Origin of the sequence: Thermus sp., assembly GCF_039793865.1 — a bacterium.
Taxonomy (GTDB): Bacteria; Deinococcota; Deinococci; order Deinococcales; family Thermaceae; genus Thermus.
The window spans coordinates 21,609-35,012 of record NZ_JBAMMI010000088.1 but is presented as its reverse complement, the minus strand read 5'-3'; the positions used below and the strand labels follow the sequence as shown (position 1 = coordinate 35,012).

At 70.3% G+C, this 13,404-nt stretch carries 11 protein-coding genes and 1 pseudogene; 9 read left to right on the top strand and 3 right to left on the bottom strand.

What is annotated here, in order from left to right:
* Window position 1: 1 nt before the first annotated feature.
* Complete coding sequence (sdaAB, locus tag ABJK26_RS08380; RefSeq protein WP_347241827.1) at window positions 2–664, bottom strand: L-serine ammonia-lyase, iron-sulfur-dependent subunit beta; 663 nt, start codon at window positions 662–664, stop codon at window positions 2–4.
* A gap of 17 nt (window positions 665–681) precedes the next feature.
* Here sdaAB and ABJK26_RS08375 point away from each other — a divergent pair, with 17 nt between their 5' ends.
* The 3 genes and pseudogenes from ABJK26_RS08375 (at window position 682) to ABJK26_RS08365 (ending at window position 3,528) form a co-directional block, all read left to right on the top strand.
* A complete protein-coding gene (locus tag ABJK26_RS08375) occupies window positions 682–2,592 on the top strand; it encodes a hypothetical protein (protein WP_347241826.1) in 1,911 nt (636 codons plus the stop codon).
* A gap of 65 nt (window positions 2,593–2,657) precedes the next feature.
* Window positions 2,658–2,850, top strand: a pseudogene (locus tag ABJK26_RS08370) (dihydrodipicolinate synthase family protein); the annotation flags it as partial.
* A 21-nt stretch (window positions 2,851–2,871) separates the two neighbouring features.
* The gene (locus ABJK26_RS08365) at window positions 2,872–3,528 is read left to right on the top strand and encodes a hypothetical protein (protein WP_347241825.1); all 657 of its coding nucleotides are present in this window, start codon (window positions 2,872–2,874) and stop codon (window positions 3,526–3,528) included.
* Here the strand turns inward: ABJK26_RS08365 and cdd are convergent.
* Complete coding sequence (gene cdd / locus ABJK26_RS08360) at window positions 3,525–3,893, bottom strand: cytidine deaminase (protein ID WP_347241824.1); 369 nt, start codon at window positions 3,891–3,893, stop codon at window positions 3,525–3,527. The genes ABJK26_RS08365 and cdd overlap by 4 nt on opposite strands.
* The gene (locus ABJK26_RS08355; RefSeq protein WP_347241823.1) at window positions 3,880–5,205 is read right to left on the bottom strand and encodes a hemolysin family protein; all 1,326 of its coding nucleotides are present in this window, start codon (window positions 5,203–5,205) and stop codon (window positions 3,880–3,882) included. Before ABJK26_RS08355 ends, cdd begins: the two co-directional genes overlap by 14 nt.
* A gap of 77 nt (window positions 5,206–5,282) precedes the next feature.
* Here ABJK26_RS08355 and ABJK26_RS08350 point away from each other — a divergent pair, with 77 nt between their 5' ends.
* From ABJK26_RS08350 to ABJK26_RS08325, 6 genes are read left to right on the top strand one after another with little or no spacing between them, the layout of a single operon-like run.
* Window positions 5,283–5,717, top strand: a complete 435-nt coding sequence (locus ABJK26_RS08350) for a MarR family transcriptional regulator (protein ID WP_347241822.1) — start codon at window positions 5,283–5,285, stop codon at window positions 5,715–5,717.
* Complete coding sequence (locus ABJK26_RS08345) at window positions 5,710–6,969, top strand: TolC family protein (protein WP_347241821.1); 1,260 nt, start codon at window positions 5,710–5,712, stop codon at window positions 6,967–6,969. Before ABJK26_RS08350 ends, ABJK26_RS08345 begins: the two co-directional genes overlap by 8 nt.
* A complete protein-coding gene (locus ABJK26_RS08340) occupies window positions 6,966–7,931 on the top strand; it encodes a TolC family protein (RefSeq protein WP_347241820.1) in 966 nt (321 codons plus the stop codon). The genes ABJK26_RS08345 and ABJK26_RS08340 overlap by 4 nt, the downstream gene beginning before the upstream one ends.
* Window positions 7,932–7,934: 3 nt before the next feature.
* Window positions 7,935–9,116 carry an HlyD family efflux transporter periplasmic adaptor subunit gene (locus ABJK26_RS08335; RefSeq protein ID WP_347241819.1) on the top strand — a complete coding sequence of 394 codons (1,182 nt, stop codon included), beginning with the start codon at window positions 7,935–7,937 and terminating at the stop codon, window positions 9,114–9,116.
* Window positions 9,113–12,415, top strand: coding sequence for an efflux RND transporter permease subunit (locus tag ABJK26_RS08330; protein WP_347241818.1), 3,303 nt, complete (start codon window positions 9,113–9,115; stop codon window positions 12,413–12,415). The genes ABJK26_RS08335 and ABJK26_RS08330 overlap by 4 nt, the downstream gene beginning before the upstream one ends.
* A gap of 3 nt (window positions 12,416–12,418) precedes the next feature.
* Window positions 12,419–13,171 (top strand): alpha/beta hydrolase, encoded by a 753-nt coding sequence (locus ABJK26_RS08325; RefSeq protein ID WP_347241817.1) that lies wholly within the window; start codon window positions 12,419–12,421, stop codon window positions 13,169–13,171.
* Window positions 13,172–13,404: the final 233 nt, after the last annotated feature.

Here is a 13,404-nt window from a genome sequence, read left to right as displayed (position 1 = left end):
CTCAGCCCATGACCGGGGGGATCTGCCGCACCCAGAGGATGTAGGAGAGGTGCTCCAGGTAGCGGAGGGGCACCTCGGAGAGGGGCCGATCCATCTCTATGCTCATCATGGCCTCCCCGCCCCGCTTCTTCCGGCTCACGGTGAGGTAAGCGATGTTCACCTCGTCGTCCGCCAGTATTCTGGCCACCCGGGCCACCACCCCCGGGGTGTCCACGTTCTTCACCACCAGGGTGGGGGCGCTTCCCGTGATGCGCACCTCAAAGCCGTCCAGGTCAAAGATCCGCACGAGCCCCCCGCCCAGGGAACTCCCGGTGACGGTGAGGCGCTCCTTCTCCCCCTCCAGCACCATGCGCACGGTGTTGGGGTGGACGTCCCCGAGCTCCACCTCCTTGAAGACCACCTCCACCCCCTCCCTTTCCGCCAGGGAGAGGCTCTCCTTGAGCCTCTCGTCGTCGGGCTGAAGGCCCAAGACCCCCGCGGCCAAGGCCAGGTGGGTGCCGTGGCCCTTCCCCGTCTTGGCGAAGGAGCCGTGGAGGCCGAACTCCACCCTTTTGGGCTTTTCCCCCAGGAGATGGCGGGCGAGGAGGGCGAGGCGGCAGGCCCCCGCCGTGTGGCTGGAGGAAGGCCCCACCATCACCGGACCGATCATGTCCAGAAGGCCCATACCGGTAGAATAACCCCATGCGCCGCTGGACCGCCTTGGCCTTCCTTTGGCTTCCCGCCCTGAGCCAGGCCCTCCTCCTGCCGGAGACCGCCCGGGTAGGGGAGGCCCTCTTCCTGGAGGGCAAGGGCCTGCCGCAGGGCCGCTTCCCCCTGGAGGTCCTGGGGCCCCAGGGAGCCGCCGCCCTGGAGGTAGAGCCCAGGGAAGGAGGCTTCCGCCTCCCCTTCACCCCCGAGGCCCCCGGGGAGTACCGGGTGCGCCTCTCCCTGCCCTCGGGGGTGCTGGAGGGGCGCTTCACCGCCCTGGCCCCGGCCCAGCCCAGGCTGGTGGAGGGGGGCTTGGAACTCCCCTGGGGGCGGCTTTCCCTTCCGGAAGGCCCTTGGCTCGGCCCCCTGGTGGAAGGGGACCGGGCCTTCGTGGCCCAGGGGCTTCTGGTGGTGGAAGCGAGCCTTAAGCAGGAGGAGGTCCGCTTCCACTTCGCCCCCAAGCGGGTGGTGGCCCTGCGCCCGGGGCCCGAGGCCCTCCTGGCGGGGGACTGGGTCCTGCCCATCCCCTTTCCCCCCTTGCCCTTCGCCGGGGGCGAAGAAGACCTTAGGTCCCTGAAACCCCTTCTGGAGGCCCTAAATCCCCCCAGGCCCTGGCCCTACTTCGCCTACTGGGCCCTTCCCCCCGAGGCCCTAAGCCCCGAGGACCTCCAGGCCTACGGGGAGGACCTAAGGAGCCGAGGGCACCGCCCCGAACTCTTCTTCGGCCAGGAAGGGGTGCGGCGCATGGCCCAAGCCGCCCGCGCCCTAAGCGCTAAGGACCCGGAAGGCTCCTGGCGGCTCACTGAAACCCTCCTCCGCTACACCCCGCTTTTCCCGAACTCCCTGGCCTTTTTCCTGGAAATGGCCGAGGCCCTCGAGGCCCAGGGCCAACCCGAAAGGGCCCTGAGGCTTCGGGAGGCCGTCAAGTACCTCCGGGCCTGGATGCCCCCGGACCTCTCCTTTTTGCCCCAGGGGCTCTACGCCCTGGGCCTGGCCTACCTGGCCCTCCTCCTCTACCTCTTCCTCTACTACCTCCCGGCCCAGCTCCAGGACCTCAGGGCGCTGGGGGGCTTCCTCGGGGGGTACCTCCGCCACCCCCTCCTGCGCCTCCGCCACCTGAGCCTGGCCTACGCCAGCTTAGGGGAAAGGGTCCTGGCCCTCGTCCTCCTCCTCCTTCTGGGAGGAGCGGGGGTCCTTTACGGCCTGGACCAAGGGGCCCGCACCGCCCTCGCCCTTCCCCCCCTGGACCGGGGTACCTTGCGCACCCTCGAGGCCCAGGCCTGGCTTCGGGAACAGCCTCCCCTGCCCGAGGTAAGGGCCCTTTTGGGCTACGCCCTCCTTCCGGAAAACCCCAAGGAGGCCAAGGGGCTTCTGGAAGGGGCGAACCTCCCCTTCGCCTTGGCCTTAGGGAAAACGGGCCTCGTCCAGGCCTACGAGAAAGCCCCCTTTGACGGCCCCATCCGCTCCTCCCTGGGCCTAGGGGAGGACCCCTGGGGCGGGCGGGAGCCGGGGCCAAGCCTCCGCACCCTTTACGCCGCTCTGCTTCGGGTGGAGCTTTTCCGCCTGGGGGAAGACTTCCTCAAAGGGGTAGGTCGGCTTCCCCTTCCCCTGCCGGAAAGGGCCCGGACCTGGGCGGCCCTGGGCTTTTTCCTGCTCCTCCTCTACCACCTCCTGGCCTTCCTCCTGCCCCGGCGCAGGAAGGAGCCCCCTCCGACCTGGGCCCTCTTCGTGCGCCTCTTCGTGCCGGGGAGCCTGGGCTTTTCCGGGGGGCTTGGCCTCCTCCTTCTCCTCCTTGCCGCTTTCGGCCTCCTAAGGCTCCTCCAGGGCCAAGGCCCAGGGCTCCTCCTCCTGGCCTACGCCCTCCACCTCCTTTTCCTGGTAGGCTCTTGGAGGAGGCTTCCATGATCCTTCCTCCCATCCCGACCCCCTTTGACCGGGAGGGCCGCCTGGACGCGGAAGCCTTCCGCGCCTTGGCCGAAGCCCAGGTCCTGCAGCGGAGGCTTTTTCCCTTGGGGGACCTCCTGGCCAAAGGGGGCGTGCCCCTCCTCAAGCAGGCCCTTAGGCACCTGGGCCTGCCCGCGGGCCACCCCAGGCCCCCTTGCCCCTTGGTGGCCCGAGTTCCTTCCCCTCCTCGAGGACCTACGGGCCGAGGGGTGGATGTAATATTGATAGGGAGGTAAAAGTATGAGAAAAGCGCTCCTGCTCGCCGTTTTGGCCCTGGCCGCCTGCGCTCCGAGGCCCCTCGCCCCCGAGGCCCGCTTCCTGGGGGCGAACCTCCGGGGCCTGGAGCTTTCCCCGGAGCCCGCCCTCCTCCTGGAAGTGCGGGTGGGCTTCAAGAACCCCAACCCCTTCCCCCTCCCCCTTTCCGCTTTCGGGACCCGCCTGCGCCTCGGGGAGGTGGTGGTGCCCCTGGACCGCACCCTTCCCCCGGGGGAGGAGGAGGTGGCCCTCCCGGTAAGGCTCACCCCAGGGGCGGCCCTGGCCACCGCCCGGGCCCTCCTCTCCCGGGAGGGCGCGGAGGTGGCCCTGGAGGGGGAGACCCTGGGCCAAAGGCTCACCTTTTTCCGGACCCGCCTCGCCTTCCCCTTGGAGCCCCCTAGGGTGCGCCGGGCCGGGGTCAACCTCTTCCTGGAAAACCCGAACCCTCTTCCCCTCCGGGCCGAGGGCGCCCTGGTCCTTCTGGGCCAGCGCCTCCTGGTGCAGGCGGACCTCCCGGCGAGGGGGGAGGGGAGGGTCCAGGTGGTGGGCCTGAGGCCCGGGCTTGAGCGAGGAAGCGGACGGCTGGAGCTCCGCCTCGAGGTCCCGGGCTTCTTCACGGAAACCCTGGTCCTGGAGCTCTAAAGGCGGAAGGCCAGGGGAAGGAGGGCCCCCAAGGTGGTGCGCACCTCCTCCTCAGGCCCGTGGAGGACCACCTCCACCTCGGGCCCGCCGAACTCCATGAGGACCTGGCGGCACCCCCCGCAAGGGGGGATGGGCCCCTTGGGGCTATAAATATGCACCCGCTCCAGGCGGCGCTTCCCCGCAAGAACCATGGCCGCCACGGCGTTCCTCTCGGCGCACTGGGAAAGGGGGAAGGAGGCGTTTTCCACGTTCACCCCCAGGAAAAACTCCCCTTCCGCCTCCACCAGGGCCACCACGGGAAAGCCCGAGTAGGGGGCGTAGGCCCGCCCCACGTGGGCCTCCAGGATCTCTTTAATCTTCCTCATGCTCCACCAGCCGCTCCACCCGCACCCGGTCTATGCGCCTCTGGTCGGCGCTCTCCACCACGAAGCGGAAGCCCTGCCACTCCACGCTCTCCCCCACCCCGGGGATGCGCCCGAACTGCTCGTAGAGGAAGCCGGAGAGGGTGTCGTACTCCCCCTCGGGAAGCTCCACCCCCAAGGCCTCGGAGACCTCGTCTATGGGCGTCTGGGCCTGGATGGAAAGGGTCCCGTCGGGGAGGCGCTTGATGGGGGCGTCCTCGGGCTCGTCGGTCTCATCGTAGATCTCCCCCACGATCTCCTCCATGACGTCCTCCAGGGTCACGAGGCCCGCCGTGCCCCCGAACTCGTCCACCACGATAGCCAGATGCACCTTGCGGCGCCTGAGCTCCTTGAGGAGGGTCCAGGCGTCCATGTTCTCGGGGACGAAATAGGGGGGGTGGGCGATGGAGGCCACGGTGCGCCGCTTCAGGTCCTCCTCGCAGTAGTAGGTGAGGAGGTCCTGGGCGTAGGCCACCCCCACGATGTGGTCCACGCTTTCCCGGTAGACGGGCACCCGGCTGTAGCGGTGCTCGCGGAAGAGGTGGAGGAAGTCCTCCAGGGTGGCCTCGGCCTCTATGGCCACCATCTCCACCCGGGGGGTCATGATCTCCCGCACCGGGGTCTCCTCCAGCTCCAGGATGGAGTGGATCATCTCCTCCTCCTGGGCCTCAATGGTGCCCGCCTCCTCCGCCCCCGCCAGGATGAGCTTGAGCTCCTCCTCCGAGACCAGGGAAGCGTCCCGGGGCTCGAGGCCCAAGAGGCGAAGGAGGGTCCCCGAAATGAAGCTAAAGAAGCGGCCCACGGGGTAGAGGAGGATAGAGAGGAAGTAGATGGGCCAGACCGCCAGCCGGGCCACGGCCACCGCGTGGTGCACCGCCAAGGACTTGGGGGTGATCTCGCCGAAGAAGAGGATGAGGAAGGTCATGACCCCCGTGGCCACCCCCACCCCCGCCGAGCCGAAGGCTTCCGTGGCGAGCTCCGTCACCAAGGCGGTGGCGGCGATGTTCACCAGGTTGTTGCCCACCAGGATGGTGGTGAGGAAGCGGGTGATGTCCTGGGCCAGGAGGCGGAAGGGCCCGCCTTTAGCCTCGGCCAGCTCCTTGAGCTTCCAGGGGTAAAGGGCGGTGAAGGCGGTCTCGCTGGCGGAGAAGGCGGCGGAAAGGAAGAGAAGGCCGGCCAGAGAGAGGATTTCCAGGGGGCTTGGCGCTTGGGACTGGGCCAGGGCTAGGGAGCCGAAGGGCAGGAGGAAGAGCCACCGACTGGGAGGTCTGTCCATATCACCTTTCGCCATTGTACACGAAAGGGTGGCCCAGCCCCCGTTTTTCCCTTTAGGCTTGTGTATAGTTGAAGGGTATGAACGGACCGCCCGCCCCCCTGGTGCAAGAGCTTTCCCAGCTGGGCTACACCCTCATGCGCCTCCTCCTGGCCCAGGCCAAGGAGGCCTTCGCCCAAGAGGGCCTCTCCCTCCTGCAGACCGAGGTCCTGCGCCTGGTCAAGGAAGGGGTGAGCGCCCCTTCCCGCCTGGCGGAGCACCTGGAGGTCCAGCCCTCCCAGGTCTCCCACCTCCTGGCCTCCCTGGAGGAGGGGGGCCTCCTGAAGCGGGAGCTTGACCCCTTGGACCGCAGGCGACTCCACCTCCGCCTCACCCAGAGGGGCCTGGAGGTGGCGGAGAGGCTCCAGGCCGCCTGGCTTTCCCTCTTCGGCCAGCGCCTCGCCCGGCTCGAGGCCCATGAGCTCCTCCTCTTCCGCGACCTCCTGCGGAAGCTCACGGGGGGGGAGGATGCGTAAGGCCCTCCTCCCCTTCCTCCTGGCCCCCGCCCTGGCCCAAGGGGCCCTGGCCCCCCTCCAGGACCACCCCCTGGCCCGGCAAGGGGCGGCCTACCTGGAGGCGGCCAGGAAGGCCCTGGAGGCCCAGGAAAGCCCCTTGGCCCTCCAGGTCCAGGGGAGCTACGCCCGCCTAGGGTACGAGTGCGCGCCGGAGGCCCTCTGCGGAAGCCTTCCCGCCACCACGGGGAGCCTCACCCTTTCCCTCTCCCTCACCCCCTTCCCCTTCGGGGAGGTGGCCGACGGGCGGGAACGGGCCCGGATCGCCCTGAGGCGGGCCGAGCTGGGCTACCGCCGCACCCTCTCCGCCCTCCAGGCCCAGGCGGTGGCCGCCTGGGGCCGCTACCAGCAGGCCCTCCTGGGGGAGAGGGTTGCCCGGAAGGCCTTGGAGCTTTCCCAAAAGGCTCTGGAGGCGGCCAGGAAGCGCCAGGGGAGCCCCAAGGAGCTCCGGGAAGCGGAGCTCAACCTGAAGGAGGCGGAAAACCGCCTGGAGGAGGCCAGGCGGGGGGTGGACCTGGCAAGAAGGGCGGCGGAGGGCCTCGTGGACCTCGGGAAGCCTCTCCCGGAGATCCCCCCGCCCAAGGGAGGGGCCTACCTGGCGGTGGAGGAGGCCAAGCTCGCGGTCCTGGAGGCGGAAATCTCCTACCAGAGCGCCCTAAGGAACCTCCTGCCCCAGGCGCAGGCGAGCTACCTCCTCTACCCCTCGGGAAACGACGCCCTGGCCCTAAGCCTGGGAAGCCGCACCCTCCAGCCCACCCTTTCCTACACCCGCGCTGACCCCGCCCGCCCCCCCGCCCAGGTACCGGGGGGGAGCTACCGCGCCAAGGAGGAGCTCCGGCTCACCCTCTCCCTCACCCTCTCCCCCGGGCTCCTCTCGGGCCTCGAGGCCGCCCAGGCCCAGCTGAAGGGGGCGGAGGCGGCCCTGAAGGCGGCGGAGGAGCAGGCCAGGCTCCAGGAGGCAAGCCTGAAGAGCGCCCTCCAGAGCGCCGAAGCCGCCCTGGCCCTGGCCCGCCTGAGGCGGGAGGCCCAGGCTAAGGCCCTGGAGGAAACCCGAAAGCGCCTGGAACTCGGCCTGGAAAGCCCCCTCGCCCTCCTGCAGGCGGAGCTTAGCCTCTTGCAGGCGGAGCTCGCCCTCCTGCAGGCCCAAAGCGACCTCTTGAGCAAATGGATGGAGCTTTACCAGCTTTACGGCGAACTTTTGGAGGTGAACCCGTGAAGAAAGCCCTTCTTGCCCTTTTCCTGCTCTTTCCCGCCCTGGCCCAGCCCCTTCCCGAGGCCCTGAAGAAGGCCCAGGAGGCGGCGGGCGTCACCCTGGCCCGCATGGAGGTGGAGGCCAAGGCCAAGGACCTGGCCCGCCTCCTCCAGGACCCCCTCCTCACCCCCCTCTCCGAGCTCCAGGCCCGGCAGGCCCTGGCCCTCGCCGAGGCCAAGTACCGAAGGGCCCTGGCCCAGGCGGAAAGCGACCTGGTGGCGGCCTACACCCAGGCCCTGGAGGCCGGGATCCAGGCGCGCCTGGCGGCGAAGGCCCTGGAGGTGGCGGAGCTTTCCCTAAAGGCCGCTGAGGTGCGGGCCAAGGGGGGCGGGGCCACCTCCTTGGACCTCCTGGAGGCGAGCAACCGGGTGCTGGAGGCCAGGAAGAACCTGGACCTGGCCCAAAAGAGCCTGGAGAGCGCCAGGGCCGCCCTGGAAAACCTGGTGGGCCCCTGGAAGCCTGAGCCCGTGGCCGAGCTTCCCCCCCCGCCGGAAAAGGGGGTGGTGGAGGACCTCCTGCGGGCCCACGCCGACCTGCTCCAGCTCCGGCAGTCCCTGGAGCTCCTCCGCTTCCAGCGGGGCCTCCTGGACGAGGGCTTCGCCCCCAGGAAGGACATAGAGGCCCTGGAGGACCAGATCAAGGCGGTGGGGACCAACCTGGAAAACCTGGAGCGCTCCCTCCGGGTAGGCCTCGAGGCCCGCTACGCCCAGCTTTCCCCCCTCCTCCAGGGGGTGAAGGCCGCCGAGGAGGCCTACCGGGCGGCCAAGGAGCGGTACGCCGCCGAGGAGAAGCGCTTCCGGGCGGGCCTTGCGAGCCGCTTAAGCCTCCTCCAGGCGGAGCTTTCCCTCCTCCAGGCGGAGCTTTCCTGGGAGCAGGCCAAGCACGCCTACCTGAAGGCCCACTACGGCCTTCTGGCCTCGAGGTGAACCATGAGGCCTCTTCTCTTGCTCCTTCCCCTCCTCCTCTTCGCCTGCGGCCCGAGGAAGGCCGAAGCCCCCGGCCCCGCCCAGGAAGGCCCTCCCCGGGCCCAGGTCCGGGTGGTGGAGGCGAGGCGCGGGGCGCTGGAACGGGAGGCCCGGGCTTCCGCCTCCCTGCAGGCGGAAAAGGACAGCCTGGTGGCCGCGGGAGCCGCCGGGCGGGTGGTGCGCGCCCTGCCCCCGGGAAGCCGGGTCAGGGCGGGGGAGGGGGTGGTCTTTCTGGACCCCGCCCCCTTCCAGGAAGCCCTGGCCCAGGCCCGCCTCGCCCTGGCCCAGGCCGAGGCCAACCTGGAGCGGGCCAGGAGCCAGCTTTCGGGAAGCCGGGCCGCCCTTCTCGCCCAGCTAAAGGCCGCGGAGGCCCAGCTCCAGGCGGCCAAGCGCCGCTACGAGGAGGGGAAAGCCCTCCTGGAGGTGGGGGCTTTGGCCCCCCTGGACCTGAAGGCCCTCGAGGCCCAGTACCAGCAGGCCCAAAGCGCCTACGAGAGCGCCAGGGAGGCCCTGGCCCGCCTGGACCGGGCCGAGGACGTGCGGCTCTTGGAGCTCCAGGTGGAGGCCGCCCGCCTCCAGGTGCGCCAGGCGGAGCGGAACCTCAGGGAGAGCGTGGTGCGGGCCCCCTTCGCCGGGGAGGTGGTGGAGGTCTACGCCAAGGAGGGGGAGTTCCTGGGAACGGGTAGCCGGGCCTTCCGCCTGGCCACCACGGAAAACCTCCTGGCCAAGGTCTACCTGCCCCCCGAGAAGGCCTCGGCCCTCTCCCCCGAAACCCCCTTCCTCCTGCGGCAAGACGGCAAGGAGGTGGCGGCCCGCCTCCTCCGCAAGACCGACCTGCCGGGGCAGACCCGGCTGCTGGAGGTGGTGCTGAAGCCCCAAGCCCCCCTCACCCCGGGCCCGGCGGAGGTGCGCTACCGGGAACGCCTCGCCGAGGGCGTTCTCCTCCCCGCGGGGGCCCTAAGGGCCGAGGAGGGCAAAGCCTTCGTCTACCGGGTGGAGGGGGGGAAGGCCCGGCGGCAGGAGGTGCGGCTCCTCGCCCAGGAGGGGGACCGGGTGGCGGTGGAGAGCCTTCCCGAAGGGGCCCTGGTGGTCCATCCCCTACCCGAGGGGCTTAGGGAGGGGGACCCGGTGGAGGTGGTGCGGTGAGGGAAAACCCCCTGGTGGCCTTCTTCGTGGAGCGCTTCGTCTTCGCCACCGCCATCTTCGTGGGGCTGGTGCTGGTGGGGCTTCTCCTCGGCCTCGGGCTTGGGGTGGAGCTTTTGCCCCGGTTCAGCGTGCCCGTGGTGGCGGTCTCCACCGGCTACCCCGGGGCGGGCCCGGAGGAGGTGGCGGAGCAGGTCTCCAAGCCCCTGGAGGACGCCCTCTCCACCCTAAGCGGCCTGGACACCCTGGGCTCAAGCTCCACCGAGGGCTTCAGCCTGGTCTTCCTCCAGTTCCGGCAGGGGGTAAACGTGGACCAGGCGGCGGTGGAGGTGAGCCAGAAGGTGGCGGCGGCCCGGGGCGCCCTCCCCAAGGACGCCTCGGCCCCGGTGGTGCAGAAGTTTGACCCCTCGGCGAGCCCTATCCTCTACCTGGCCCTCGAGGCCCCCGGGGAGGACCTCTCCCGGGTCCTGCGCTACGCCGAGCGCACCTTAAAGCCCAGGCTCCAGCTGGTCCCCGGGGTGGCGGACATCCGCCTCACCGGGGCCCCGAGGCGGGTCCTCAAGGTCTACCTGGACCCAGACCGCCTCCAGGCCCTGGGGGTGGCAGGGGGGCAGGTGGTCCAGGCCATCGGCGCCTCGGCCCTGAACCTCCCCTTGGGCGCCCTCACCGAGGGGGAGAAGCGGCTGGTCTACACCCTGCACTCCACCCCAGCTCGGGCGGAGGAGGTGGCGGGCCTCCTCCTGGACGCCTCCCGGGGCCTCCGGGTGGGGGACGTGGCCCGGGTGGTGGAGGAAAGCGAGGCCCCCACCACCCTGAACCGGGTGAACGGCCGCCCCGCCGTGCTCCTCGCCGTGGTCAAGACCCCCGATTCCAACGCCGTGGCCGTGGCCCAAGGGGTGAAGCGGGCCCTGGCCGAGGTGGGGCTTCCTCGAGGCTACCGCGCCCAGGTGGCCCTGGACTCCACCCGGTTCATCCGGGGGGCGGTTTTGGACACGGTGCGGGAGGCCTTTTTGGCGGCCCTCGCCGTCTCCTTGGTGGTCCTCGTCTTCCTCGGCAAGCTCAACTCCGTTTTCTCCGTCATCCTCGCTATCCCCATCACCCTTTCCGGGGCCATCCTCCTCTTCGGGCTCCTCGGCTTCACCTACAACCTCATCAGCCTCCTCGCCCTCACCGTGGCGGTGGGCATCGTGGTGGACGACTCCATCGTGGTGGCGGAGAACATAGACCGCTACCGCAGGATGGGCCTAGGCCCCAAGGAGGCGGTGCTCAAGGGAGCGAGCGAGGTGAGCGTGGCCGTGGCCGCGGCCACCTTAAGCCTCCTTGCGGTGTTCCTCCCCATAAGCTTCCTCCCCGGGCTCATCGGCCAGATCTTCCAGCAGTTCGGCCTCGGCATGGCGGCGGCCATCGCGGTGAGCTGGCTGGAGGCCCTGCTCTTCCTCACGGTGCGCCTGGCCTACTTCCCCGACCCCGAACCCCCCGCCCTCAAGGAGGCCCTCAAGGGGGCCCTCCTCCTCCCCCAGGACCTCGCCTGGGCCTACCGCCGGGGCTTCCGCGCCCCCCTTGGGCTCCTCCTCGGCCTCGCCCTGGCCTTCCTCCTCTCCCGCCAAGGCCCCCTCCACCTTCTCCTCCTCGTCCTCTACCCCGCCCTCCTGGGCCTCGGGCGCTACCTGGGCCGCCTCCTCCTGGCCCTCCTCGGGGCCCTCGCCCGCTTCCTCCACCAGGGGGCGGAAGGGGCCTTGGGGCGCCTCACCGAGGCCTACGCCCAGGCCCTGCAAGGGGCCCTCCGTCGGCCCCGGCTGGTCCTCGGGCTTGCCCTCTTGGCCTTCCTCTCCCTCTTCCCCATCCTGCCCCGCATCCCCTTCAACTTCACCCCCCGCTCGGACACCGGGGTCCTCACCGCCACCCTCCTCCTGCCCAAGGACACCCCCCTTTCCGTCTCCGACCGGGCGGCGAGGGCCCTGGAAGCCTACTTCCTGGCCCACCCCGCCGTGGCCCGGGTGGTGACCATCGTGGGGGCGAGCGCCACGGGCGGGGCCCAGGTGGGGGACCCCTCCCGGGTCCAGCTCCAGATCGTCCTCAAGCCCAAGGGGGAGCGGCCGGACATCTTCGCCCTCACCGAGGCCTTCAACCGGGAGGGCAGGGAGGCCCTCAAGGACTTCCCGGGGGCGGACCTCCGGGTCTTGGCCCAGACCGGCCCCGAGGCCGGGGACGCCGACCTCCAGTTCTTCCTGGTGAGCCCAGACCGCGCCCTCTTGGAAAGGCGGGCGAGGGAGGTGGTGGAGGAGATCGCCAAGAAGCCCTACGTGCTCTCGGTGAAGAGCACCCTCGAGGCCACCCAGCGGGAAAGGGTCTTCGTGCCGGACCCGGCCCGGCTCTCCGGCACCGGCCTCACCCCCCAGGACCTGGCCCAGGCCCTGAGGCTCTACCTCTCGGGGGTCCAGGCGGCCACGGCGAGGAGGAGCGGGGAGGAGTTCCCCGTGGTGGTCCAGGCCGACCCCCTGCGCCTAGGGAGCGAGGCCGACCTCCTTGCCCTTCCCGTCTACGCCCCCGCCCTCCAAGCCTTCCTGCCCCTCGGGAGCCTGGGGGGCTTCGCCGAGAGGCCCGGCCCCACCCTCATCTCCCGCCGCAACCAGGCCTACGCCGCCGGGATCAACGTCAACCTGCGCCCCGAGGCCCCGGGAAGCCTCCAGATCCAGCGGGAGCTGGAGCGGGAGCTTCGGGAAAAGGGCCTTCTGGGGGATGGGGTGGAACTTCTGGCCACGGGCCTTGGGAGCTTCACCGGGGAGCTCGCCCGCCTCGCCCCCCTGGCCTTCCTCCTGGCCCTGGTCCTCAACTACCTAGTCATCGCCAGCCAGTTCAACGCCTGGCGCTACCCCCTCTACCTCCTCCTCCCCGTGCCCTTGGCCCTGGTGGGGGCCTTCTGGCTCACCTACCTCCTGGGGACGGGCCTGGACGTGATCAGCGTGCTCGGGGTGGTGATGCTCATCGGCCTGGTCACCAAAAACGCCATCCTCCTCCTGGACTTCGCCGTGCGCCGGATGGAGGAGATGCCCCTAAAGGCGGCCCTGGTGGAGGCGGCGAGGCTCAGGCTCAGGCCCATCCTCATGACCACCCTCACCGTCCTCATCATCAGCCTTCCCCTCCTCCTGGGCACCGGGGAAGGGGCGGAGTACCGGAGGCCCCTCGGGGTCATCATCCTGGGCGGGCTCCTCTCCTCCACCCTCCTCACCCTATTCGTGGTTCCCGCCGCCTTCTACGCCTTTGAGGGGCGACGGGCCAGGGCCAAGGAAGCCCTGAGGTGAGGCATGGCGGCCAAGCGCCTCCTTCTCTTCCTCTTCCTCCTGGCCCTGGCCCTGGGGGGAGCCCTGGTGGGGGCCACCTTCTACCTCTTCCGGCCCTACCCGGCGGAGGCCTGGGTCCAAGGCTACCTAAGCCGGGCGGGCCTGGTCCCGAAGGAAGCTTCCTACGGCCTGGAGCTCTTCCCCAAAGCCCCCAAGGCCCTTCTCGCCTTCTACCCCGGGGCGCGGGTGGACCCCCTGGCCTACGCCCCCGTCCTCGCCCCCCTGGTGGAGGCGGGGTACGGGATGGTCCTCCTCAAGGTGCCCCAGGGCATCGCCCTCCTCGCGAAGGAGCGGGCCCTCGAGGCGGGGCGGGCCCACCCTGGCCTCCCCCTGGCGGTGGGCGGGCACAGCCTGGGCGGGGTGGTGGCGGCGGGAGTGGCGGCCCAAGAAAAGCTTCCCCTCGTCCTCTTCGCCGCCTACCCCGAGGAGGACCTCTCCGAGGAGGCCTTCCCCACCCTCGCCCTCTTCGGCACGGAAGACGGCCTCCTTCCCCCGGAGGAGGCCCGAAAGAAGGCCAAAAGGCTTCCCAAAAAGGCCCGGGTGGTCTTCGTGGAGGGCTTAAACCACGCGGGCTTCGGGGCCTACGGGGCCCAAAGGGGGGATAGGCCCCTCAAACGCCCCCGGGAGGCCTTGTGGGAGGAGGTGAGGGCGGAGGTCCTCCTCTTCCTCGAGGGCCTGGGGTGGGACACGCCCCCCTCCCCCAAGGCGCTACGCTAAGTGCCCGCACCTTGGCTTTGCAACACGGGATGCTCAAGCTTAGGCCGTGGGAAAGCTCTTTTGGGGCCCCCGCCGCGGCAAAAACCGCGGTGGGGTACTTAGGGGCATGGACCGGACCCACGAGCGCGTCCTATAGGCCATGGCGGAGAACCTGGGGGAGGGCCATCCCCCTCCTCGCGGAGAAGGCGCCGGGCCCGGGAGCGCGGGCGGAGCTGAACCTACGGAAGTGCTAT

Bases quoted from the DNA above. Each gene is read 5' to 3' on its own strand.
- cdd (WP_347241824.1), bottom strand. From the start codon at position 3,893: ATGAGGAAGATTAAAGAGATCCTGGAGGCCCACGTGGGGCGGGCCTAC.
- ABJK26_RS08350 (WP_347241822.1), top strand. From the start codon at position 5,283: ATGAACGGACCGCCCGCCCCCCTGGTGCAAGAGCTTTCCCAGCTGGGC.
- ABJK26_RS08355 (WP_347241823.1), bottom strand. From the start codon at position 5,205: ATGGACAGACCTCCCAGTCGGTGGCTCTTCCTCCTGCCCTTCGGCTCC.
- ABJK26_RS08345 (WP_347241821.1), top strand. From the start codon at position 5,710: ATGCGTAAGGCCCTCCTCCCCTTCCTCCTGGCCCCCGCCCTGGCCCAA.
- ABJK26_RS08375 (WP_347241826.1), top strand. From the start codon at position 682: ATGCGCCGCTGGACCGCCTTGGCCTTCCTTTGGCTTCCCGCCCTGAGC.
- ABJK26_RS08335 (WP_347241819.1), top strand. From the start codon at position 7,935: ATGAGGCCTCTTCTCTTGCTCCTTCCCCTCCTCCTCTTCGCCTGCGGC.
- ABJK26_RS08325 (WP_347241817.1), top strand. From the start codon at position 12,419: ATGGCGGCCAAGCGCCTCCTTCTCTTCCTCTTCCTCCTGGCCCTGGCC.
- ABJK26_RS08365 (WP_347241825.1), top strand. From the start codon at position 2,872: ATGAGAAAAGCGCTCCTGCTCGCCGTTTTGGCCCTGGCCGCCTGCGCT.
- sdaAB (WP_347241827.1), bottom strand. From the start codon at position 664: ATGGGCCTTCTGGACATGATCGGTCCGGTGATGGTGGGGCCTTCCTCC.